At 61.4% G+C, this 19,809-nt stretch carries 21 protein-coding genes; 12 read left to right on the top strand and 9 right to left on the bottom strand.

Features of this window, described 5'->3' with window-relative positions:
• The first annotated feature begins 224 nt into the window (after nt 1–224).
• The 4 genes from coxB to JFT85_RS15580 all read left to right on the top strand — a co-directional run bounded on the left by coxB (nt 225) and on the right by JFT85_RS15580 (nt 4,616).
• A complete protein-coding gene (gene coxB / locus JFT85_RS15595) occupies nt 225–1,352 on the top strand; it encodes a cytochrome c oxidase subunit II (protein WP_053253654.1) in 1,128 nt (375 codons plus the stop codon).
• 58 nt (nt 1,353–1,410) lie between these two features.
• A complete protein-coding gene (ctaD, locus tag JFT85_RS15590; RefSeq protein ID WP_053253655.1) occupies nt 1,411–2,994 on the top strand; it encodes a cytochrome c oxidase subunit I in 1,584 nt (527 codons plus the stop codon).
• A 147-nt stretch (nt 2,995–3,141) separates the two neighbouring features.
• On the top strand, nt 3,142–3,693 hold the full coding sequence (locus JFT85_RS15585) for a cytochrome c oxidase assembly protein (RefSeq protein ID WP_069551799.1): 552 nt from the start codon (nt 3,142–3,144) through the stop codon (nt 3,691–3,693).
• A 35-nt stretch (nt 3,694–3,728) separates the two neighbouring features.
• Complete coding sequence (locus JFT85_RS15580; RefSeq protein WP_201230093.1) at nt 3,729–4,616, top strand: cytochrome c oxidase subunit 3; 888 nt, start codon at nt 3,729–3,731, stop codon at nt 4,614–4,616.
• A 6-nt stretch (nt 4,617–4,622) separates the two neighbouring features.
• On the opposite strand, the gene JFT85_RS15575 is transcribed toward JFT85_RS15580, so the two are convergent.
• Complete coding sequence (locus JFT85_RS15575) at nt 4,623–4,826, bottom strand: twin transmembrane helix small protein (RefSeq protein WP_016969525.1); 204 nt, start codon at nt 4,824–4,826, stop codon at nt 4,623–4,625.
• A gap of 28 nt (nt 4,827–4,854) precedes the next feature.
• Between JFT85_RS15575 and JFT85_RS15570 the strand changes: the two genes are divergently transcribed.
• The 6 genes from JFT85_RS15570 (at nt 4,855) to JFT85_RS15545 (ending at nt 9,748) form a co-directional block, all read left to right on the top strand.
• Nucleotides 4,855–5,619: an SURF1 family protein gene (locus JFT85_RS15570; RefSeq protein WP_053253657.1), complete on the top strand. Its 765-nt coding sequence runs from the start codon at nt 4,855–4,857 to the stop codon at nt 5,617–5,619.
• The gene (locus tag JFT85_RS15565) at nt 5,585–6,169 is read left to right on the top strand and encodes a hypothetical protein (RefSeq protein ID WP_053253706.1); all 585 of its coding nucleotides are present in this window, start codon (nt 5,585–5,587) and stop codon (nt 6,167–6,169) included. The genes JFT85_RS15570 and JFT85_RS15565 overlap by 35 nt, the downstream gene beginning before the upstream one ends.
• Nucleotides 6,170–6,179: 10 nt before the next feature.
• On the top strand, nt 6,180–7,259 hold the full coding sequence (locus JFT85_RS15560) for a COX15/CtaA family protein (protein WP_169876341.1): 1,080 nt from the start codon (nt 6,180–6,182) through the stop codon (nt 7,257–7,259).
• Nucleotides 7,247–8,146 (top strand): heme o synthase, encoded by a 900-nt coding sequence (cyoE, locus tag JFT85_RS15555; protein ID WP_053253659.1) that lies wholly within the window; start codon nt 7,247–7,249, stop codon nt 8,144–8,146. The genes JFT85_RS15560 and cyoE overlap by 13 nt, the downstream gene beginning before the upstream one ends.
• On the top strand, nt 8,143–8,778 hold the full coding sequence (locus JFT85_RS15550; protein WP_053253660.1) for an SCO family protein: 636 nt from the start codon (nt 8,143–8,145) through the stop codon (nt 8,776–8,778). Before cyoE ends, JFT85_RS15550 begins: the two co-directional genes overlap by 4 nt.
• A 613-nt stretch (nt 8,779–9,391) precedes the next feature.
• Entirely contained in the window at nt 9,392–9,748 is a 357-nt protein-coding gene (locus tag JFT85_RS15545) for a BRO-N domain-containing protein (protein ID WP_201230091.1), read from the top strand.
• A gap of 149 nt (nt 9,749–9,897) precedes the next feature.
• On the opposite strand, the gene JFT85_RS15540 is transcribed toward JFT85_RS15545, so the two are convergent.
• Genes JFT85_RS15540 through JFT85_RS15530 form a run of 3 tightly spaced genes read right to left on the bottom strand, consistent with a single transcriptional unit; the run spans nt 9,898 to nt 12,405 of the window.
• Nucleotides 9,898–10,671, bottom strand: coding sequence for a MetQ/NlpA family ABC transporter substrate-binding protein (locus JFT85_RS15540; RefSeq protein WP_053253662.1), 774 nt, complete (start codon nt 10,669–10,671; stop codon nt 9,898–9,900).
• A gap of 52 nt (nt 10,672–10,723) precedes the next feature.
• Complete coding sequence (locus JFT85_RS15535; protein WP_053253663.1) at nt 10,724–11,398, bottom strand: methionine ABC transporter permease; 675 nt, start codon at nt 11,396–11,398, stop codon at nt 10,724–10,726.
• On the bottom strand, nt 11,398–12,405 hold the full coding sequence (locus JFT85_RS15530) for a methionine ABC transporter ATP-binding protein (protein ID WP_053253664.1): 1,008 nt from the start codon (nt 12,403–12,405) through the stop codon (nt 11,398–11,400). Before JFT85_RS15530 ends, JFT85_RS15535 begins: the two co-directional genes overlap by 1 nt.
• A 246-nt stretch (nt 12,406–12,651) precedes the next feature.
• Here JFT85_RS15530 and katE point away from each other — a divergent pair, with 246 nt between their 5' ends.
• The gene (katE, locus tag JFT85_RS15525; protein ID WP_255311522.1) at nt 12,652–14,814 is read left to right on the top strand and encodes a catalase HPII; all 2,163 of its coding nucleotides are present in this window, start codon (nt 12,652–12,654) and stop codon (nt 14,812–14,814) included.
• A 95-nt stretch (nt 14,815–14,909) separates the two neighbouring features.
• Here the strand turns inward: katE and JFT85_RS15520 are convergent, their stop codons facing one another.
• The 4 genes from JFT85_RS15520 to zur are packed head-to-tail and all read right to left on the bottom strand — an operon-like array spanning nt 14,910 to nt 17,715.
• Nucleotides 14,910–15,629 carry a PA5502 family lipoprotein gene (locus tag JFT85_RS15520; protein WP_069551804.1) on the bottom strand — a complete coding sequence of 240 codons (720 nt, stop codon included), beginning with the start codon at nt 15,627–15,629 and terminating at the stop codon, nt 14,910–14,912.
• A gap of 37 nt (nt 15,630–15,666) precedes the next feature.
• Complete coding sequence (znuB, locus tag JFT85_RS15515) at nt 15,667–16,455, bottom strand: zinc ABC transporter permease subunit ZnuB (protein ID WP_017139100.1); 789 nt, start codon at nt 16,453–16,455, stop codon at nt 15,667–15,669.
• On the bottom strand, nt 16,448–17,233 hold the full coding sequence (gene znuC / locus JFT85_RS15510; RefSeq protein WP_069551805.1) for a zinc ABC transporter ATP-binding protein ZnuC: 786 nt from the start codon (nt 17,231–17,233) through the stop codon (nt 16,448–16,450). Before znuC ends, znuB begins: the two co-directional genes overlap by 8 nt.
• Nucleotides 17,233–17,715, bottom strand: coding sequence for a zinc uptake transcriptional repressor Zur (zur, locus tag JFT85_RS15505; RefSeq protein ID WP_053253668.1), 483 nt, complete (start codon nt 17,713–17,715; stop codon nt 17,233–17,235). The genes znuC and zur overlap by 1 nt, the downstream gene beginning before the upstream one ends.
• A gap of 58 nt (nt 17,716–17,773) precedes the next feature.
• On the opposite strand from zur, the gene JFT85_RS15500 reads away from it, so the two are divergent.
• The gene (locus tag JFT85_RS15500) at nt 17,774–18,703 is read left to right on the top strand and encodes a zinc ABC transporter substrate-binding protein ZnuA (RefSeq protein ID WP_053253669.1); all 930 of its coding nucleotides are present in this window, start codon (nt 17,774–17,776) and stop codon (nt 18,701–18,703) included.
• Nucleotides 18,704–18,811: 108 nt separating this feature from the next.
• On the opposite strand, the gene JFT85_RS15495 is transcribed toward JFT85_RS15500, so the two are convergent.
• The gene (locus tag JFT85_RS15495) at nt 18,812–19,765 is read right to left on the bottom strand and encodes a homoserine kinase (RefSeq protein WP_053253670.1); all 954 of its coding nucleotides are present in this window, start codon (nt 19,763–19,765) and stop codon (nt 18,812–18,814) included.
• Between the last annotated feature and the right edge of the window lie 44 nt (nt 19,766–19,809).

The raw sequence follows: 19,809 nt of genomic DNA, 5'->3' as shown, positions 1-19,809 counted from the left end.
CCGCCCCCGATTTTATTAGCCCCGCCCGTCTGTTTTTGCTCATTTGCCCCTACACATTGCGGGGTTGGTGCGGCTGTCTATACTCGGTTTTGTACGCAATTAGCTGATGACGCCCAACTGCATGAAGCAGGCAAGGCTTGGCGGTTGTAAGCAGTATGGAAGCCGCTCCCTTCGCCGCAGGTGCAAACCGGCGGGATAACAAGAAACATAAAGGGGAACCCGCAATGACGCGACATCCACATGTTTGGATGGGCCTACTGTTGTGGTCAGTATTCGGCCAGGCGCAAGCCGCCTGGACAACGAATATGGCGCCAGGGGCTACTGAAGTCAGTCACGCCGTGTTTGACCTGCACATGACCATTTTCTGGATTTGTGTGGTGATCGGCATTGTCGTGTTTGGCGCGATGTTCTGGTCGATGATCCTGCACCGCCGGTCCACGGGCCAGGTGGCGGCCAAGTTCCACGAGAGCACGACCGTGGAAATCCTCTGGACCGTGGTGCCCCTGCTGATTCTGGTGGCGATGGCCATTCCGGCGACCAAGACCCTGATCAATATCTACGACAGCACTGAGTCGGATATCGATATCCAGGTCACCGGCTACCAGTGGAAGTGGCATTACAAGTACCTGGGTCAGGACGTGGAGTTCTTCAGCAACCTGGCCACGCCCGCCGAGCAAATCCATAACCAGGCCACCAAGGGCGAGCACTATTTGCTCGAAGTCGACCAGCCACTGGTGCTTCCGGTGGGCGCCAAGGTGCGTTTCCTGGTGACGGCCGCTGATGTGATCCACTCCTGGTGGGTGCCGGCCTTTGCAGTCAAACGCGACGCCATCCCTGGTTTCGTCAACGAGGCCTGGACCCGGGTCGAGAAGCCTGGCATCTACCGTGGCCAGTGCGCTGAGCTGTGCGGTAAGGACCATGGGTTCATGCCCATCGTGGTCGAGGTCAAATCCAAGGCCGACTACGACACCTGGCTCGGCGAGCGCAAGGCAGACGCCGCCAAGCTCAAGGAATTGACTTCCAAAGAGTGGACGCTCGAAGAGCTGGTGGCCCGTGGCGACAAGGTCTACCACACCACCTGCGTGGCCTGTCACCAGGCCGAGGGCCAGGGCCTGCCGCCGATGTTCCCGGCACTCAAAGGCTCGCCAATTGCCACCGGCGCCAAAGAAGACCACCTGCACCGCGTGTACTTCGGCAAGCCCGGCACCGCCATGGCGGCATTCGGCAAACAGCTGTCGGAAGTCGATATCGCCGCGGTGGTCACCTACGAGCGCAACGCCTGGGGCAACAACAAAGGCGACATGGTCACGCCCAAAGACGTGCTGGCTCTGAAACAGGCGGAAAGCAAATGACGGCCTCAACTGCGTATGCCCTGAACCGCACAGCCCATTCCTTTGCAGGAGAACGGCCATGAGCACTGTGATCGACCATGGTCATGCCGACCATGCCCACGGCCCCGCCAAAGGCCTGATGCGCTGGGTGCTGACCACCAACCACAAAGACATCGGCACCCTGTATCTGTGGTTCGCCTTCACCATGTTCCTGCTCGGTGGCTCGTTCGCCATGGTGATCCGCGCCGAACTGTTCCAGCCCGGCCTGCAAATCGTGCAACCGGCGTTCTTCAACCAGATGACCACCATGCACGGCCTGATCATGGTGTTCGGTGCGGTCATGCCGGCCTTCGTCGGCCTGGCCAACTGGATGATCCCACTGATGATCGGCGCGCCGGACATGGCCCTGCCGCGCATGAACAACTTCAGCTTCTGGCTGCTGCCGGCGGCGTTCCTGCTGCTGGTCTCGACCCTGTTCACGCCGGGCGGCGGGCCGAATTTCGGCTGGACCTTCTATGCCCCGCTTTCCACCACCTACGCGCCGGAAAGCGTGACGTTCTTCATCTTTGCCATTCACCTGATGGGCATCAGTTCGATCATGGGCGCGATCAACGTGGTCGCTACCATCCTCAACCTGCGCGCACCCGGCATGACCCTGATGAAAATGCCGCTGTTCGTCTGGACCTGGCTGATCACCGCGTTCCTGCTGATTGCAGTGATGCCGGTACTGGCCGGGTGCGTGACCATGATGCTGATGGACATTCACTTCGGCACCAGCTTCTTCAGTGCGGCCGGCGGCGGTGACCCGGTGCTGTTCCAGCACGTATTCTGGTTTTTCGGACACCCCGAGGTGTACATAATGATCCTGCCGGCCTTCGGCGCCGTCAGCTCGATCATCCCGACCTTCTCGCGCAAGCCGCTGTTCGGCTACACCTCAATGGTCTACGCGACCGCGAGCATCGCGTTCCTGTCGTTCATCGTCTGGGCACACCACATGTTTGTGGTCGGCATTCCGCTGGTGGGCGAGTTGTTCTTCATGTACGCCACGCTGCTGATCGCGGTGCCGACCGGTGTGAAGGTATTCAACTGGGTCAGCACGATGTGGCAAGGCTCGCTGACCTTCGAGACGCCGATGCTGTTTGCCGTGGCCTTCGTGATTCTGTTCACCATCGGCGGCTTCTCCGGGCTGATGCTGGCGATCGCCCCGGCGGACTTCCAGTACCACGACACCTACTTTGTGGTGGCGCACTTCCATTACGTACTGGTGCCCGGCGCGATCTTCGGCATCTTCGCCTCGGCCTACTACTGGCTGCCGAAATGGACCGGCCACATGTACGACGAAACCCTCGGCAAGCTGCACTTCTGGCTGTCTTTCGTGGGCATGAACATGGCGTTCTTCCCGATGCACTTCGTGGGGTTGGCCGGCATGCCGCGCCGGGTGCCGGACTACAACCTGCAGTTCGCCGACTTCAACATGGTCTCCTCGATTGGCGCGTTCATGTTCGGCGCTACACAGATCTTTTTCCTGTTCATCGTGATCAAGTGCATCCGTGGCGGCCCGCCGGCGCCGGCCAAGCCGTGGGATGGCGCCGAAGGCCTGGAATGGAGCGTTCCTTCGCCCGCGCCGTATCACACGTTTACGACGCCGCCGGAGGTCAAGTGAACGCTTTGTCGCGCGGTGAACACCGTCAGTGTGGGAGCGGGCTTGCTCGCGAAAGCGGTTTGTCAGTCGCCGCAAAAGTTGTCTGGCCTAGCGCCTTCGCGAGCAAGCCCGCTCCCACATTGACCGCATTCGCCTTGGGTGAGCGCCATGCTTGAATCCGTGCCCATCAAACGCCTGGTCACCCGCCTGCTGATCCTGGTGGTGGCGATGTTCGCCTTCGGCTTCGCCCTGGTGCCGATCTACGACGTGATGTGCAAGGCGTTCGGCATCAATGGCAAGACCGCCGGGCAGTACGAGGGTGAGCAGATGGTCGACCCCACGCGCCAAGTGCGCGTGCAGTTTATGTCCACCAATGCCATCGACATGGTCTGGGAATTCCACTCCAAGGCTGACGAGGTGGTGGTCAACCCCGGTGCGGTCACCGAGATGCTGTTCGTGGCCTACAACCCCACTGATAAACCCATGACCGCCCAGGCCGTACCGAGTATTTCCCCGGCCGAAGCGGCGATGTATTTCCACAAGACCGAATGTTTTTGCTTCACCCAGCAAGTGCTGCAGCCAGGTCAGCGCATTGAAATGCCGGTGCGCTTTATCGTCGATCGCGCCATGCCCAAGGATGTGAAGCATTTGACCCTGGCATACACGCTGTTTGACATCACTGCGCGCCAACCGCCGGTGGCCGTCCATACCGGCGGCTAGCTACTGTTTGCCCCCTCAATCAGGAGAGCGAATACATGTCGTCTCATGTTACGTACTACGTACCAGCGCAAAGCAAATGGCCCATAATTGCCACGTTTGGCATGTTGATCACCGTGTACGGCCTGGGCGTGTGGTTCAACGACCTCAAGGCGGCGCGCCCGGAATCCCACGGGCCGTGGATCTTTTTTGTCGGCGGCCTGTTGCTGGCCTACATGCTGTTCGGTTGGTTCGGTGCGGTGATCAAGGAAAGCCGCGCGGGTTTGTACAGCCCGCAGATGGACCGCTCGTTTCGCTGGGGCATGACCTGGTTCATCTTTTCCGAGGTGATGTTCTTTATCGCGTTCTTCGGCGCGCTGTTTTATGTGCGGCATATGTCCGCGCCGTGGCTGGCGGGTGAGGGCTCCAAGGGCGTCGCGCACATGCTGTGGCCGAACTTCGAATTTGCCTGGCCGTTGCTCAACAACCCTGACCCGAAAATGTACCCGCCGCCCGAAGGCACCATCAGCCCGTGGGGCTTGCCGCTGGTCAATACGATCTTGCTGGTCAGCTCCAGCGTGACCATCACCCTTGCTCACCATGCCTTGCGCAAGGGCCATCGCGGCGCGCTGAAAATCTGGTTGGCGCTGACGGTGCTGCTGGGTTGGGCCTTTTTGGGCTTTCAGGCCGAGGAGTACATGCACGCTTACAAAGAGCTCGGCCTGACCCTCGGCTCGGGCGTGTACGGCGCGACCTTCTTCATGCTCACCGGCTTTCACGGCGCCCACGTGACCATCGGCACCATCATTTTGTTTGTGATGCTGATGCGCATCCTCAAGGGGCACTTCAACGCCGAGCACCAGTTCGGTTTCGAGGCGGCCAGTTGGTACTGGCACTTTGTGGATGTGGTGTGGATCGGCCTGTTTTTCTTCGTTTATGTGCTGTGAGGCGCCTTACCACGGTGCATGAGAAACCAGCTGGCCGCTGAAAAAGCCCCAGGCGATTAACCCCACGGTGATCGCGGCCAGTACGACACGCACGGTCAAGGCAGTGACGAGGCGGTTGGAGTTGCCCTCGTCCTTGACCAGAAAGAACAAGCCACTGAACAGGCTCACGACAGTCGCGATCAGCATCAGGGCAATGGCTGCTTTGAGCATGGTCAGGTTCCATTCGGATGGGCGGGCAATGAAAACAAGTATAGCCAGCGCCATAAAAGACTTTCGCCCAGGGTTCGCACCCACGCTGGTGGTGCTGGTGCTACTGCCGTTGATGGTGGGCCTGGGGTTCTGGCAACTGGCTCGCGGGCATGAAAAACAGTTGCTGGTGGACAGCTATGCCGAACGGCGCGTGGCTGAGCCGATCAGCAGCGTGCAGCTGCAGGGCATGGCGGACCCGGCCTTCCGCCGTGTGCGTCTGCGCGGCCAGTTCGATGCCGAGCACAGCGTGCTGCTCGACAACCGCATGCGCGAAGGCAAGCCGGGTGTTGAACTGTTGCAGCCCTTTCACGACCAGGCCAGCGGCGAATGGCTGTTGCTCAATCGCGGCTGGCTGCCCTGGCCGGACCGGCGCACACCGCCCGTGTTCACCACGCCTGAACAGCCATTGAATCTGGATGCCTGGGTGTACGTCGCGCCCGGCGAAACCTTCCAGCTGCACGCCGACCCAGCCACCACGCAATGGCCGCGCTTGCTGACTGCGCTGCATCCCGCCGCGCTCTGGGCTGAGTTGGGTCGCAGCGGTTTTGCCTTTGAGTTGCGCGCCGAACCCGGCCCCGGCACCTACGACACCACCTGGCCGGTCGTCGCCATGGGCCCGGAAAAACACTTGGGCTACGCCGTGCAGTGGTTCGCCATGTCGTTGGCGCTGCTGGCGCTTTACCTCTACCTCGGATGGCACAACAAAAAGGAGAAACCCCATGGGAGCGGCCATGAATCCACCCAGCACGTCTGAGGCGCCCGACCGACGCAAAGGCCGCTGGCAGCTGATCCTGATCCTGATGATGGTGATCGGCCCGATGGCGCTGGCCACCTTCATGTACAAGTTGCAGTTCTGGGTGCCCGACAGCCGCAGCTACCACGGCGAGATGATCGGCAACGGCCAGACCCGCGCCGACATTGGCGTACAGGCCGACGAGGATCGTTGGCAACTGTTGGTCACCGCACCCACCGCCTGCGCTGCCGAGTGCCAGCAACTGGTGTACCTGGCGCGCCAGCTGCAAATCAGCCTGGGCCGCGATGCCTCCCGCGCCAGCCATGCGCTGGCCAGCGCACAGCCGGTGAGCACCGAGTATGACGCCAAGCTCAACGCCGAGTACCCGCAACTGCAACGCTATCCGTTGGACCTGTCGACCTTCACCAAGGACGCCGCCGTGCCCGGTGATGCGCAACTGTGGATCGTCGACCCCCACGGCAACCTGGTGCTGCGCTACGACGCCAAGGTCAAGGGCAAGGACCTGCTCAACGACCTGCGCCTGCTGCTGAAACTGTCGAACATCGGATAAGGGCATCGTCATGGCCAAACCTGGATTTCGCCTCGCGTTGTTTGCCACGTTATTGGCGCTGATCGTCGTGCTGCTCGGCGCCTACACCCGGCTGACCCATGCCGGCCTCGGTTGCCCGGACTGGCCGGGCTGCTACGGCTTTATCAGCGTGCCGCAAAGCGCAGCCCAACTGGCCCATGCCGAGCTGCATTTTCCCGACACGCCAGTGGAGGCCGACAAAGGGTGGGCCGAGATGACGCATCGGTATTTTGCCGGCACCTTGGGCGTGTTGATCGTGCTGCTGGCGGCGCGCTCGTGGAGCCATCGGCGTGACCCTGGCCAGCCGGTGAAGCTGCCGCTGTTCCTGTTGGCGGTGGTGTTCGCCCAGGCGGCGTTTGGCATGTGGACGGTGACGTTGAAACTGTGGCCGCAAGTGGTGACCGGCCATCTGCTCGGTGGGTTTGCCACCTTGAGCCTGCTGTTTTTGCTGGCGTTGCGCCTGTCCGGCGTGCTGCCGGCGTTGATCGTGCCCAAGCGCCTGCAATATTGGGCGACCGCCGGTTTGGTGCTGGTGATCGGGCAAATTGCGCTGGGCGGCTGGGTCAGTTCCAACTACGCGGCGGTGGCCTGTATCGACCTGCCCACCTGCCATGGCGAGTGGTGGCCGGCAGCCGACTTTGCCAATGGTTTTCACCTCACCCAGCACATCGGCCCCAATTACCTCGGTGGCCAGCTTGATAGCGAGGCGCGCACGGCCATTCACCTCACCCATCGAGCGGGTGCGATGCTGGTCACGCTGGTGCTGTTGGGCCTGGCCTGGCAGTTACGCGCAGTCGGCATGACCCGGCTTGCGGGCCTGTTGCTGATCGCCCTGGCGGCGCAAATCGGCTTGGGCCTGAGCAACGTGTACTTCCATCTGCCGCTGCCGGTTGCGGTCGGCCATAACGCCGGTGGCGCGGCGTTGTTGCTGACGCTGGTGCTGGTCAATTATCACGCGCGCACCAGCCTGGTCCGGGTGCGTAATCAGCTGCCGTTCGGCTGGCGTTTTATCCCACGCAAACACGTATCGGGCCTTATCACCCTTAAAGGAGAGATGCCATGGCGACCTTGATCGGCGCACGTCGCGATCAGGCGATCTGGCGCGATTACCTGGAGCTGACCAAGCCGAAAGTCGTGGTGCTGATGCTCATCACGTCCTTGGTGGGCATGTTCCTCGCGACCCGCGCCGGGGTGCCGTGGACGGTGCTGGTGTTCGGCAACCTGGGCATCGCCCTGTGTGCCGGTGGCGCGGCGGCGGTCAACCATGTGGTGGACCGGCGGATCGATGCGGTGATGGCGCGCACGCATAAACGGCCGATGGCAGAAGGGCGGGTATCGCCGATTGCGGCATTGGCCTTTGCGTTGTTTCTAGCCGTTGCGGGGTTGGCCTTGTTACTGGCGTTCACCAACCCTCTGGCGGCCTGGCTCACGCTGGCCTCGTTGCTCGGCTATGCGGTGATCTACACCGGCTTTCTCAAGCGAGCGACCCCGCAAAACATTGTCATCGGTGGCCTCGCGGGCGCCGCGCCGCCGCTGCTGGGGTGGGTTGCCGTCACCGGGCATGTCAGCGCCGAGCCGCTGCTGCTGGTGTTGATCATCTTCGCCTGGACCCCGCCGCATTTCTGGGCCCTGGCCATTCACCGCAAAGAGGAATACGCCAAGGCCGACATTCCGATGCTGCCGGTTACCCACGGCGAGCACTACACCAAGGTGCATATCCTGCTTTACACCTTCGCCCTACTGGCGGTGAGCTTCATGCCCTATGTGATCCACATGAGCGGCCTGCTGTACCTGGCGTGTGCGCTGGTCTTGGGCGGGCGCTTTCTGCAATGGGCCTGGGTGCTGTACCGTGGCAGCAAGCCGCACGCGGCGATCAACACGTTCAAGTACTCTATCTGGTACTTGCTGCTGCTGTTTATCGCGCTGCTCGTCGACCACTACCTATTGTTGAACCTATGACTCGAACTCAAAAAACCGTCTTCATCCTGGTGGCCATCGTCGCGTTGATCATGGGCCTGACCGTCAACAAAGTACTCAGCGGCAAAGGCCAGGGCGACCCTACCGCGCTGATCGACGCCGGTATCATCCTGCTGCCGCAAAGCCGCCAGTTGCCGCCGGTGACCATGACCAACCAAGACGGCCAACCGGTGGTGGTCAACGCGTTGAAAGGCAAGTGGAGCCTGCTGTTCTTCGGCTACACCTTCTGCCCGGACATCTGCCCGACCACGCTCGCCCAACTGCGCCAGATCAAGAGCGAGCTGCCTAAAGAGGCGGTGGATAAGTTGCAGGTGATCCTGGTCAGCGTTGACCCGAACCGCGACACGCCGACTCAGCTCAAGCAATACCTGGGCTACTTCGACCCGCAATTCGAAGGCCTGACCGGCGCGAATGTGGAGGATGTGCAGAAGGTGTCGAATGCGGTGAGCATTCCGTTTATTCCAGCGGACACCAGCAAGCCCAACTACACCGTCGACCACAGCGGCAACCTGGCGCTGATCGGCCCGGATGGTACGCAGCGCGGGTTTATCCGTGCGCCGTTGAACAACCAGAAGCTGGTGGCACAGTTGCCGGGGTTGTTGCAGCGTAAATAAGCCGGTCACCGACCCAGCCAACAACACAAATCACCTGTGGGAGCTGGCTTGCCTGCGATAGCGATGGGCCTGCTTGCATCCCACTTGCTGACCCACCGCCATCGCAGGCAAGCCAGCTCCCACAGTGGTGTTGTGCAAGGGTTGAACGCAAGTGTGTTGCACTGATCTTTCAGGCAACACAAAACAAATGTGGGAGCGGGCTGGCTCGCGAAGACGGTGGTTCAGTCGACAGATTCGGTGACTGACACTCCGCTTTCGCGAGCAAGCCCGCTCCCACATTGGGTTTTGAGCAAGGGTGAATAGCGAGTCGTCGGACATTTCCTGCACGTTGTGGCGCTGTGCGTGAACTTGTTGGGTGCGGTTGGGGTGGCTAGTCTTTGTGCTGTCGCTGCAAATTCAGTGACAGGGTGTGGAAGCCCTTATATCGTTAGGCGCACAAAGCGCCACCATGTGTCAGGCGCTTTTTCTTGTCTGTGTTTTATGGTGGCTGTGCGCGGGGCGCTTTCGAGTGCGCCGGGTGCCTAACGTCCCGGTCTTCCACACCTGCGTACAGCCGCCACCCATTACGTGGAAGTAGTGCTTGGCGGTCCCTTGATACGTTAGGAGCCAGACTATGCAAACACTTACCCCCGACCCACCCGTCACCCCCGAAGTCTTCACCCGCCACCATCACCAACTGCACGCCGTGCTGATCGACAGCCAACCCTGGTTCAGCGCCGCTGACATCGGCCACTTGATGGGCCTGCACCTCAATCCGGCGTTACTGCGCAAACTCGACCCCGATCAACAGCACACCGTGCCCCTGATCACCCACCGCCAGTGCGCGCCGACCTTGATGGTCAGCGAGTCCGGCGTCTACGCGCTGCTCATCTATCACTACTACCCGGAGAACCGCTGCCTGCGCCAGTGGCTGACCCATGCGGTGGTACCGGCCTTGCGCGGTAAACAGCCGACAGGTGTGTTGGCCTGATCCAGCCAACAACACAAAACAAATGTGGGAGCGGGCTTGCTCGCGAAGACGGTGGTTCAGTCGACAGATTCGGTGACTGACACTCCGCTTTCGCGAGCAAGCCCGCTCCCACATTTTTTGATCTTCGGTGTTGTGAAGATCGGGTTTGATCAGAACGCCGGCAGAATCGCGCCTTTGTACTTCTCTTGGATGAATTTCTTCACTTCCGGGGTGTGCAGGGCTGCAACCAGCTTCTTCACCGCGTCCGAATCCTTGTTGTCGTCGCGTGTCACCAGGATGTTCACGTAAGGCGAGTCGTTGCCTTCGATCACCAGGGCATCCTTGGAAGGGTCCAGCTTGGCTTCCAGAGCGTAGTTGGTGTTGATCAGTGCCAGGTCGACCTGGGTCAGCACGCGCGGCAGGGTGGCGGCTTCCAGTTCGCGGAATTTCAGGCTTTTAGGGTTGCCGGTGATGTCCTTGATGGTCGACAGGATGTTGGTCGGGTCCTTCAGGGTGATCAGGTTGTGCTTGGCCAGCAGCAACAGGGCGCGGCCGCCATTGGTGGCGTCGTTTGGAATCACCACGTTGGCGCCGTCAGGCAGATCTTCAAGTTTTTTGTATTTGCTGGAGTAGGCGCCCAGCGGCTCCAGGTGCACAGCGCCGACGCTCACCAGGTGAGTGCCCTTGGCTTTATTGAACTCGTCCAGGTACGGCTGGTGCTGGAAGAAGTTGGCGTCCAGGCGCTTTTCGGCGACCTGTACGTTCGGCTGTACGTAGTCGGTGAAGACTTTAACCTGCAGATCTACGCCCTCTTTGGCGAGTGCAGGCTTCACGAACTCCAGGATTTCGGCGTGGGGCACCGGCGACGCGGCAACCTTGAGGGTCTCGGCGGCGTGAGCGGAAAACGCGGCAACGGCGGCGAAAGCAACCAGTAGTTTTTTCATCCAACAAGCTCCTTGTTCGGGCATTTGCCGGCTTTTTGGCCGGCAATGGCCGTTATTTTCGAGAAAAGTGCACCACCAGCTTGTCGCCGACGGTTTGCAGAATTTGCACCAGGATCAACAGCATCACCACGGTGACCACCATCACATCGGTCTGGAAGCGCTGGTAACCGAAACGGATCGCCAGGTCGCCCAGGCCACCGGCGCCTACGACACCGGCCATTGCCGTGTAGGAAACCAGTGTAATCGCCGTAACCGTAATCGCCGCGAAAATGCCTGGGCGCGCTTCGGGCAGCAATGCATTGACGATGATCTGGCGTGTGCTCGCGCCCATGGACTGCGTGGCTTCGATGATGCCGCGGTCCACTTCACGCAAGGCGGTTTCCACCAGGCGCGCGAAGAACGGTGTTGCGCCCACGACCAGCGGCGGAATCGCACCGGCGACACCCAGCGAGGTGCCGGTGATCAGTACGGTGAACGGAATCATCACGATCAGCAGGATGATAAACGGCAGCGAGCGCAGGATGTTCACGATCAGCGACAGCAGCGCGTACAGGCCTTTTTGTTCGAACAGTTGGCGCGGGCTGCACAGGAACAGCAGCACGCCCAGCGGCAGGCCGAGCAGTACGGTAAAGAACAGCGAGCCGAACAGCATGGTCATGGTGTCGCCGGTGGCGAGCCAGATTTCCGACCAGTCGATATTGGCGAAGAAACTCAACAGGACTTCCATTAGCGCAGAACCTCCATGTGGACGTCTGCCGCGGTAAAGCGGGCGAAGGCGGCTTCCATGTCCCCACCGGTCACGGCGAGGGTCAGTTGGCCGTAAGGAATATCTTTAATGCGGTCGATACGACCGGCGAGGATGCTGTAGTCCACACCCGTTTCGCGGGCGACGGTGCCCAGCAGCGGCGCGTAGGTCGCTTCGCCCTGGAAAGTCAGGCGCACGATGCGGCCCGGCACATGCGCGAAGTCATCGCGCTGCTCGCTTTCGTCGATCTGATCGGCTTCTTGCACGAAGCGCTTGGTGGTCGGGTGCTTGGGGTGCAGGAACACATCGGCCACCGAGCCTTGCTCGACAATCACGCCGGCGTCCATCACGGCCACTTGGTCGCAGACGCGGCGGATCACGTCCATCTCATGGGTGATCAACACGATGGTCAGCTTCAGCTCGCGGTTGATCTCGGCCAACAGTTGCAACACCGAGGCGGTGGTCTGCGGGTCGAGGGCGCTGGTGGCTTCGTCGCACAGCAGGATCTTCGGCTTGGTCGCCAGGGCGCGGGCGATGCCGACGCGCTGCTTCTGGCCGCCGGACAACTGCGCCGGGTACTTCTTGGCGTGGTCCGACAGGCCGACACGGGCGAGCAATTCAGCCACGCGTACGTCGATTTCCTTGCGCGACAATTCGCCGGCCAGGGTCAGTGGCAGCGCGACGTTGTCGGCAACGGTCTTGGACGCGAGCAGGTTGAAGTGCTGGAAGATCATCCCGACTTGCTGGCGGAAACGGCGCAGGCCATTGGCGTCCAGGGCAGTGACTTCTTCGCCGTCGACGTTGATCTGGCCACCGCTGGGTTGCTCCAGGCGGTTGATTAGACGCAGCAGGGTACTTTTTCCCGCGCCGGAGTGGCCAATCAGGCCGAACACCTGGCCGTTTTCGACACGCAGGCTGGTGGGATGCAGCGCGGGGATTTCCTTACCGGCGACGCGGTAGGTTTTATGGACGTTATGAAACTCGATCACGTAGCGAACCTTGTGGGGCGCATGGAAAAGGGATCAGCGGTTAGCCGGGCGCGCATTTTAGCCTGTCCGTATAGCGTTTCTTAGCATTTATTTCGCATTCAACCAGCGATTTGGCAATAACGCGATCAAAGGTCATAAAAAAGGAACGGTGCAAAACCGCGTCAGTCACTACTTAAGCAACTCGATTTCCCAGGTGCCGTGCCTGGGGTTTTTTGCTCAAACGCGCCGGGGACCGCTCTGGCTACTTTGAATAAGGAGTTTTGTCTGATGAGTACCAAGAAGCCAGCTACCCCGCCGAAGAGTGAGCTCGCGGGCACCGATACCCTGGACCGTGGCAACACCAACGCCAAGTTGCAGGCCCTGGAGGAATTCCGCTCAGATGCAACCGGCCAGGCGCTGCGCACCAACCAAGGCGTCAAGATTGCCGATAACCAGAACACCCTGAAAGTCGGTGCCCGTGGCCCTTCGCTGCTGGAAGACTTCATCATGCGTGAAAAAATCACGCACTTTGACCATGAGCGTATTCCGGAGCGCATCGTGCATGCCCGTGGTACGGGCGCCCATGGTTATTTCCAGACTTACGAGAACCATTCGGCGCTGAGCAAGGCCGGTTTCCTGCGTAACCCCGAGCATAAAACCCCGGTGTTCGTGCGCTTCTCTACGGTGCAGGGCCCGCGTGGGTCGGGCGATACCGTGCGTGACGTGCGCGGTTTTGCCGTGAAGTTTTTCACCGACGAAGGCAACTTCGACTTGGTGGGCAACAACATGCCAGTGTTTTTCATTCAGGACGCGATCAAGTTTCCGGACTTCGTGCACGCGGTAAAACCAGAGCCACATAACGAGATTCCTACCGGCGGCTCGGCCCATGACACGTTCTGGGATTTCGTCTCGCTGCAGCCGGAATCGGCGCACATGGTGCTGTGGGCGATGTCCGACCGTGCCATCCCAAAAAGCCTGCGCGCCATGCAGGGCTTTGGCATCCACACCTTCCGCCTGATCAATACCGAAGGTAAGTCGAGCTTCGTCAAATTCCACTGGCACCCAAAAGTCGGCACCTGCTCCCTGGTGTGGGACGAGGCGCAGAAGCTTGCCGGTAAAGATACCGATTACCACCGTCGTGACCTGTGGGAAGCGATTGAGAGCGGCGACTACCCTGAGTGGGAATTGGGTGTGCAAATCGTGGCCGAAGAAGACGAGCACAAGTTCGACTTCGACCTGCTCGACCCGACCAAAATCATCCCCGAGGAACTGGTGCCGATTACCCCGTTGGGCAAGATGGTGCTTAACCGTAACCCGGACAACTTCTTCGCCGAAGTCGAGCAGGTCGCGTTTTGCCCAGGCCACATCGTGCCGGGTATCGATTTCACCAACGACCCCTTGCTGCAAGGCCGCCTGTTTTCCTACACCGATACCCAGATCAGCCGTCTCGGTGGCCCTAACTTTCATGAGTTGCCGATCAACCGGCCGGTCACGCCGTTCCATAACGGCCAGCGCGACGCCCAGCACCGCACGGTGATCGACAAGGGCCGTGCGGCCTACGAGCCGAACTCGATTGACGGCGGTTGGCCGAAAGAGACGCCACCGGCTGCTCAGGATGGCGGGTTCGAGACCTACTACGAGCGTGTCGATGCCAATAAGGTGCGTGAACGCAGTGAGTCGTTCGGGGACCACTTCTCCCAGGCCACGCTGTTTTTCCACAGCATGAGCCACCACGAGAAAGAGCACATCATCGCGGCCTACAGCTTCGAGTTGGGCAAGGTGGAACGCGAGTTTATCCGCGCCCGTCAGGTCAACGAGATCCTGGCCAATATCGACCTGGAGCTGGCCAAGCGCGTTGCGCAAAACCTCGGCTTGCCGGCGCCGACCAAAGGCACCGTACCGCCGCGTAAGACCTCGCTGAAAGCGTCGCCGGCGTTGAGCCAGGTGAACTTGCTGTCGGGCGATATCAAGACACGCAAAGTCGCGATCCTTGCGGCGAATGGCGTGGACGGTGCGGCGATTGATGCAATCAAGAAGGCGCTGGAAGCCGAAGGGGCGCACGCCAAACTGCTGGGGCCGACGTCGGCACCGGTGAAGACCGCAGATGGCAAGAGCCTGGCGGTGGATGCGTCGATGGAAGGCATGCCGTCGATTGCGTTTGACGCGGTGTTCGTACCGGGTGGCAAGGAGTCGATCAAGGCGTTGAGCGGCGATGGCGTGGCGTTGCACTTCCTGTTGGAGGCGTACAAGCATCTGAAGGCGATCACGGTTGCCAGCGATGCCAAGCCGCTGCTGGATCAGCTCAAGCTTGAGGCGGATGCGGGGTTGATCGTGGGGTCGGATGCCAAAGCGTTCAAGGCATTCTTTGCGGCGATTGCGCAGCACCGGGTCTGGGACCGTGAGCCTAAGGCCAAGGCGATTCCGGCTTAAGCTTTTGGTTGTTTGTTAGACCTCTATCGGGAGCAAGCCCCCTCCCACATTTGGAATGCATTTCAAATGTGGGAGGGGGCTTGCTCCCGATAGCTTTATTGCGCCTTGCGCGGTATCAGCACAATCTGCGCCGGAATCCGTTTCAAGATTTGCCGGTGAATCTTCAGGTCATACCCCGAATCAATTCTCTTCACCCGTTTGGTCAGCAACGTGGCCAACCATGGGTAATCCTGCGTGCGCGGGGCCTGGATGCTCACGTCGCACTGGTAATTCACCACGTCGGTGGCGATCGCATCCAACTGATGGCGAAGTTCTTCGATGTCAGTGAGGTTCAGCGCCACGGTGGTGCTTTGCGCGGCAGGGTCGATGACCTTGGCCGCTGGCTTGGCTTCGGCCGCTTTCAGGGCGGCTTCGGCTTTATCCAGCTCGACTTTGCGGGCGTGGCTGATGGCACTGTTCACGCCGCCGGTGAGCGCCGGGGCCTTGGGCATCAGCGCGCGGGCACGGCTCAGGGCGGTCGCGGCAGCGTTGACGTCACCTTTTTGCAGCACGATCTGGCTGCGCTGCAGGTAGGCTTCGGCCAATTGGCGCTGGTAAGGCTCCAGGGTCGGGTCGTTAGGCGATTGGGCCTGCAAGGCGGCAAGCTCGTCTTCGGCGGTCGCCAGTTCGCTGCTGGCCAGGTTTTGCTCCAGCTGCGCGATTGCCGCAGCGCGTGTGTCCGGTACCTCGGTGGCAGCGGGCGGTGTGCTTTGACAGGCGCCCAGCAGCAGGGAAAATGCGGCAAGGAGCAGATAACGGACGTTGAACGGCTTCATTCCTGCGACTCTCTATTTGCGCAAAAAGCGAGCAAGTCTACACCCCTCGACGGGGCAGGACAAAACTCAGCAGAAAGAGGGCGGCCGCCGTGACTACAATCGACGGCCCGGCCGGCGTGTCCTTGAACCAGGACAGCGCCAGGCCCCCGCACACCGCAAGCATCCCCAGCAGGCTGGCGCCGATCGCCATCTGCTCGGGTGAGCGAGCGTGGCGCTGGGCAGCGGCTGCGGGAATGATCAGCAGCGACGTGATCAACAATACGCCGACAATCTTCATCGCGACAGCGATCACCACTGCGATCAATAGCATCAGGGTCATGCGCAGGGCCGGTACGGGCAAACCTTCCACGGTGGCCAGCTCTTCATGCACGGTGATCGCCAGCAATGGGCGCCACAGCGCTACCAGCAACACCAGCACGGCGGCGCTGCCGCCGAGGATCCAGGCAAGGTCAGTCGGGCTGATCGCCAGCAGGTCGCCGAACAGGTAGGCCATCAGGTCGATGCGCACTTCATGCATGAAGCTCAGCACCACCAGGCCCAGGGACAAGGTGCTCGGCGCGAGGATGCCGAGCAGGGTGTCGGAGGCCAGCGGCTGGCGCTGTTGCAGGGTCACCAGCAGCACCGCCAGCAGCAGGCAGCCCACCGTCACGGCGATGGTCGGGCTCACATCCAGCAAAAAGCCCATGGCCACGCCCAGCAGCGCGGCGTGCGACAACGTGTCGCCAAAATAGGCCATGCGCCGCCAAACCACGAACGAGCCCAATGGGCCCGCCACCAGTGCCAAAGCCAAGCCTGCCAGCAGGGCGTAGAGCAGAAAATCAGCCATGCTTGCAGCTATCTCCATGAACGTGGGTGTGGGATGTAGCGGGGTCGTCGACGACAGCGCCGTGCAGATCGTGGGCGTGGTCGTGATGGTGGTGATAGATCGCCAGGCTTTGGGCGTTTTTGCCGAACAGCTCGACGAACGCCGGGTCGCCACTGACCTGTTCCGGGTGGCCGGAGCAGCAGACGTGGCGGTTGAGGCACACCACTTGGTCAGTGGTGCTCATGACCAGGTGCAGGTCGTGGGAGACCATCAGCACGCCGCAGCCATGCCGGTCGCGCAGGCGGGTGATCAGGCTGTACAGCTCGGCCTGGCCGGCCACGTCGACGCCTTGCACGGGCTCATCGAGCACCAGTAATTGCGGCTCGCGCAACAAGGCGCGGGCCAGCAGGACGCGCTGCATTTCGCCGCCCGAGATGCTTTGCACCGGGCTGTCGATGACCTGTTCGGCGCCGACTTCTTTGAGCGCTTCCTGCGCGCGGGCGCGGTCTACGCCTGGCACCAGGCGCAGGAAGCGCAGCACCGACAATGGCAGTGTTGGGTCGACGTGCAGTTTTTGCGGCATGTAGCCGACGCGTAGCTTGGGCTTGCGCCACACGCTGCCGGTGTCGGGCTTGAGCAGGCCGAGCACGGCGCGAACCAGCGTGGTCTTGCCGGCGCCGTTGGGGCCGATCAGGGTGACGATCTGCCCCGGTTCCACGCTCAGTGCGATGTTATCGAGCACGGCTTGGCCGGCGAACGTGACCCCGACCTGTTCCAGGCGGATTAACGCGTTGCTCATCAAGCCCCCTGGCAGCCCGAGCAAAGCCCGACCACTTCGACCGTTTGCCCTTCAACTTTGAAGCCAACCTCGGCAGAGCTCTTGATGATGGCGTCGCTGATGCTTTTTTGTTCAAGCTCGATGGCCGCGTGGCACTCGCGGCAGATCAGGAACTGGCCCTGATGCGCGTGTTCCGGGTGGTTGCAGCCGACAAAGGCGTTGAGTGAGGCGATGCGGTGCACCAGGCCGTTTTCCAGCAGGAAATCCAGCGCGCGGTACACCGTCGGCGGCGCGGCGCGGCGGCCATCCTGCTCGCTGAGCACGCCAAGAATGTCATAGGCGCCCAGCGGCTTGTGGCTCTGCCACACCAACTCCAGCACGCGGCGACGCAGCGCAGTCAGGCGCAGGCCTTGGCGTGCGCACAGGGTATCGGCCTCCGACAGCGCGGTATGCACGCAGTGAGAGTGGTCGTGGGGACGGCTGGCAAGCGGTGTAATAGGCATGAGCGGCGACAGACATTTGATAGAGACGTTATTATGTTACCCGTTCCTACGCCATTGAGTGGTCATCGTGTCCCGACTTTTTCCCGTTTTTGTCGTATTTGTCACCAGTTTGTTCATCGCCGGGGCTGCTCAAGCCGAGGTCAAGGTGCTGACCAGCATCAAGCCGTTGCAGTTGATCGCCGCGGCGGTGCAGGACGGTGTGGCCATTCCGGAGGTGTTATTGCCGCCCGGCGCTTCGCCGCACAACTATGCCTTGCGCCCATCCGACGTACGGCGTGTGCAGTCGGTGGACCTGTTGTATTGGATCGGCCCGGACATGGAGAGCTTCCTGCCGCGCGTGCTCAAGGGGCGTAGCCTGCCGACCGTGGCGGTACAGGACCTTGCGGGCATGAAGCTGCGCCGTTTCGCCGAAGATAGCCACTCGCATGCCGAGGATGCCGACGAACATGATCACGATCACCGCCCAGGCAGCCTGGACGCGCATTTGTGGCTGTCGACCGTGAACGCTCGCGTCATCGCGGCGCGCATGGCGGCTGACCTCAGCACGGCCGACCCGGCCAATGCCGCGCGCTATCAGAGCAACGTGAAGGCGTTCGATGAGCGTCTGGATGCGTTGGATGCGCGCTTGAAGGCTCGGTTGGCGAGTGTGGGGGACAAGCCTTACTTCGTCTTTCACGAGGCCTTTGATTACTTCGAAGACGCTTACGGGCTCAAGCACACTGGCGTGTTCAGCGTCGCCGCCGAAGTACAGCCAGGCGCCCAGCATGTGGCGGCGATGCGCACGCGGTTGCAGGAAGTGGGCAAGACCTGCGTGTTCAGCGAGCCGCCCTTGCGCCCGCGCCTAGCCGAGACGCTGGTCGCCGGTTTGCCGGTGAAATTGGCGGAGCTGGATGCGTTGGGCGGTTACACGCCGGCTACGGCGCAGGGTTATGAGCAGGTGCTGGAGAAGTTGGGGAATGACCTGGCCGGGTGCCTGGAATCACTTTAACCGCCGCCGCGTAACCCATGTGGGAGCGAGCTTGCCCGCGATGGCGATGTGTCAGTCGACACCGCTATCTCAGGCAAGCCCGCTCCCACATATTTACCGAGCAGGTCTTTAGAGTGCGAACGGCAAGTGCACGTTAACCTGTTGACGCTGCGCGAGCCGGTGCTCGAACTCTGCCGGGTCATGGATCAACACGTCCTGCCCGGCAAACGACTCCGCGGCGATCAGGCGTGACAGCCAGAAGCGCACGCACGCTACGCGCAACATTGTCGGCCACCATTGCGCTTCCTTGGCGGTGAACGGGCGCAGCCCTGCGTAGGCGCCCAGCAGCGCGCGGGCGCGTTGGCCATCGATCACGCCATCGGCGTCCGAGCACCAGTCATTCAGCGCGATCGCCACGTCGTACAGCATCGGGCCTGAGCAGGCGTTGTAGAAGTCGATCAACCCAGTCAGGTGGGTGCCTTCGAACATCGCGTTGTCGCGGAACAAATCAGCGTGAACGTTGGCGCGCGGCAGGGCGAGGATCTCGGCTTTGTGAGCGTCTATTTCGGCCAGTGCATCTTGCAGCAGGCGCTGCTGTGCGTCGTTCAGGTGCGAAATCAGCTGCGCCCCTTCGCGGAGCATCCAATCCAGCCCGCGATCAGTCTTGCGTTCCAGCACCTTCTCGCCTTGAGTCGCCAGGTGAAGGTGGCCGAGCAGGTCGCCGACCTGGGCGCAATGCTGCGCATTGGCGTCCTTGATGTGCTTGCCGGCCAGGCGCGGTTGTAGCAGCGCGGGTTTGCCGGCAAGTTCGCGCAGGGCCACGCCATCGGTAGTCCGCAGGGCGTAAGGCACCGGCAGGTCGGCGTCGTGGAGCACGTCGAGCAGTTCGATGAAGAACGGCATTTCTGCAACGGGGCCGCGCTCAACCAGGGTCAGGACGAACTCGCCCTGTTCCAGGCTGATGAAGAAATTGGTGTTTTCGCTACCGGCGGCAATCCCCTGGAAATCAAGCAGGCGGCCGAGCCCGTAAGGGGCGAGAAAAGTTTCCAGCTCGGGCCGAGCCAGGGGGGTAAACACAGACATGGTTAAAACTGCCAGTACGGGCGCCGCAGTGCGCGGCGCCAATT

Origin of the sequence: Pseudomonas sp. TH04, assembly GCF_016651355.1 — a bacterium.
Taxonomy (GTDB): Bacteria; Pseudomonadota; Gammaproteobacteria; order Pseudomonadales; family Pseudomonadaceae; genus Aquipseudomonas; species Aquipseudomonas fluorescens.
Note: the sequence above shows the minus strand (reverse complement) of the source record. Positions and strands in the feature narration are given on the sequence as shown.

Bases quoted from the DNA above. Each gene is read 5' to 3' on its own strand.
- coxB (WP_053253654.1), top strand. From the start codon at position 225: ATGACGCGACATCCACATGTTTGGATGGGCCTACTGTTGTGGTCAGTA.
- ctaD (WP_053253655.1), top strand. From the start codon at position 1,411: ATGAGCACTGTGATCGACCATGGTCATGCCGACCATGCCCACGGCCCC.
- JFT85_RS15585 (WP_069551799.1), top strand. From the start codon at position 3,142: ATGCTTGAATCCGTGCCCATCAAACGCCTGGTCACCCGCCTGCTGATC.
- JFT85_RS15580 (WP_201230093.1), top strand. From the start codon at position 3,729: ATGTCGTCTCATGTTACGTACTACGTACCAGCGCAAAGCAAATGGCCC.
- JFT85_RS15575 (WP_016969525.1), bottom strand. From the start codon at position 4,826: ATGCTCAAAGCAGCCATTGCCCTGATGCTGATCGCGACTGTCGTGAGC.
- JFT85_RS15570 (WP_053253657.1), top strand. From the start codon at position 4,855: ATGAAAACAAGTATAGCCAGCGCCATAAAAGACTTTCGCCCAGGGTTC.
- JFT85_RS15565 (WP_053253706.1), top strand. From the start codon at position 5,585: ATGGGAGCGGCCATGAATCCACCCAGCACGTCTGAGGCGCCCGACCGA.
- JFT85_RS15560 (WP_169876341.1), top strand. From the start codon at position 6,180: ATGGCCAAACCTGGATTTCGCCTCGCGTTGTTTGCCACGTTATTGGCG.
- cyoE (WP_053253659.1), top strand. From the start codon at position 7,247: ATGGCGACCTTGATCGGCGCACGTCGCGATCAGGCGATCTGGCGCGAT.
- JFT85_RS15550 (WP_053253660.1), top strand. From the start codon at position 8,143: ATGACTCGAACTCAAAAAACCGTCTTCATCCTGGTGGCCATCGTCGCG.
- JFT85_RS15545 (WP_201230091.1), top strand. From the start codon at position 9,392: ATGCAAACACTTACCCCCGACCCACCCGTCACCCCCGAAGTCTTCACC.
- JFT85_RS15540 (WP_053253662.1), bottom strand. From the start codon at position 10,671: ATGAAAAAACTACTGGTTGCTTTCGCCGCCGTTGCCGCGTTTTCCGCT.
- JFT85_RS15535 (WP_053253663.1), bottom strand. From the start codon at position 11,398: ATGGAAGTCCTGTTGAGTTTCTTCGCCAATATCGACTGGTCGGAAATC.
- JFT85_RS15520 (WP_069551804.1), bottom strand. From the start codon at position 15,629: ATGAAGCCGTTCAACGTCCGTTATCTGCTCCTTGCCGCATTTTCCCTG.
- znuB (WP_017139100.1), bottom strand. From the start codon at position 16,455: ATGGCTGATTTTCTGCTCTACGCCCTGCTGGCAGGCTTGGCTTTGGCA.
- znuC (WP_069551805.1), bottom strand. From the start codon at position 17,233: ATGAGCAACGCGTTAATCCGCCTGGAACAGGTCGGGGTCACGTTCGCC.
- zur (WP_053253668.1), bottom strand. From the start codon at position 17,715: ATGCCTATTACACCGCTTGCCAGCCGTCCCCACGACCACTCTCACTGC.
- JFT85_RS15495 (WP_053253670.1), bottom strand. From the start codon at position 19,765: ATGTCTGTGTTTACCCCCCTGGCTCGGCCCGAGCTGGAAACTTTTCTC.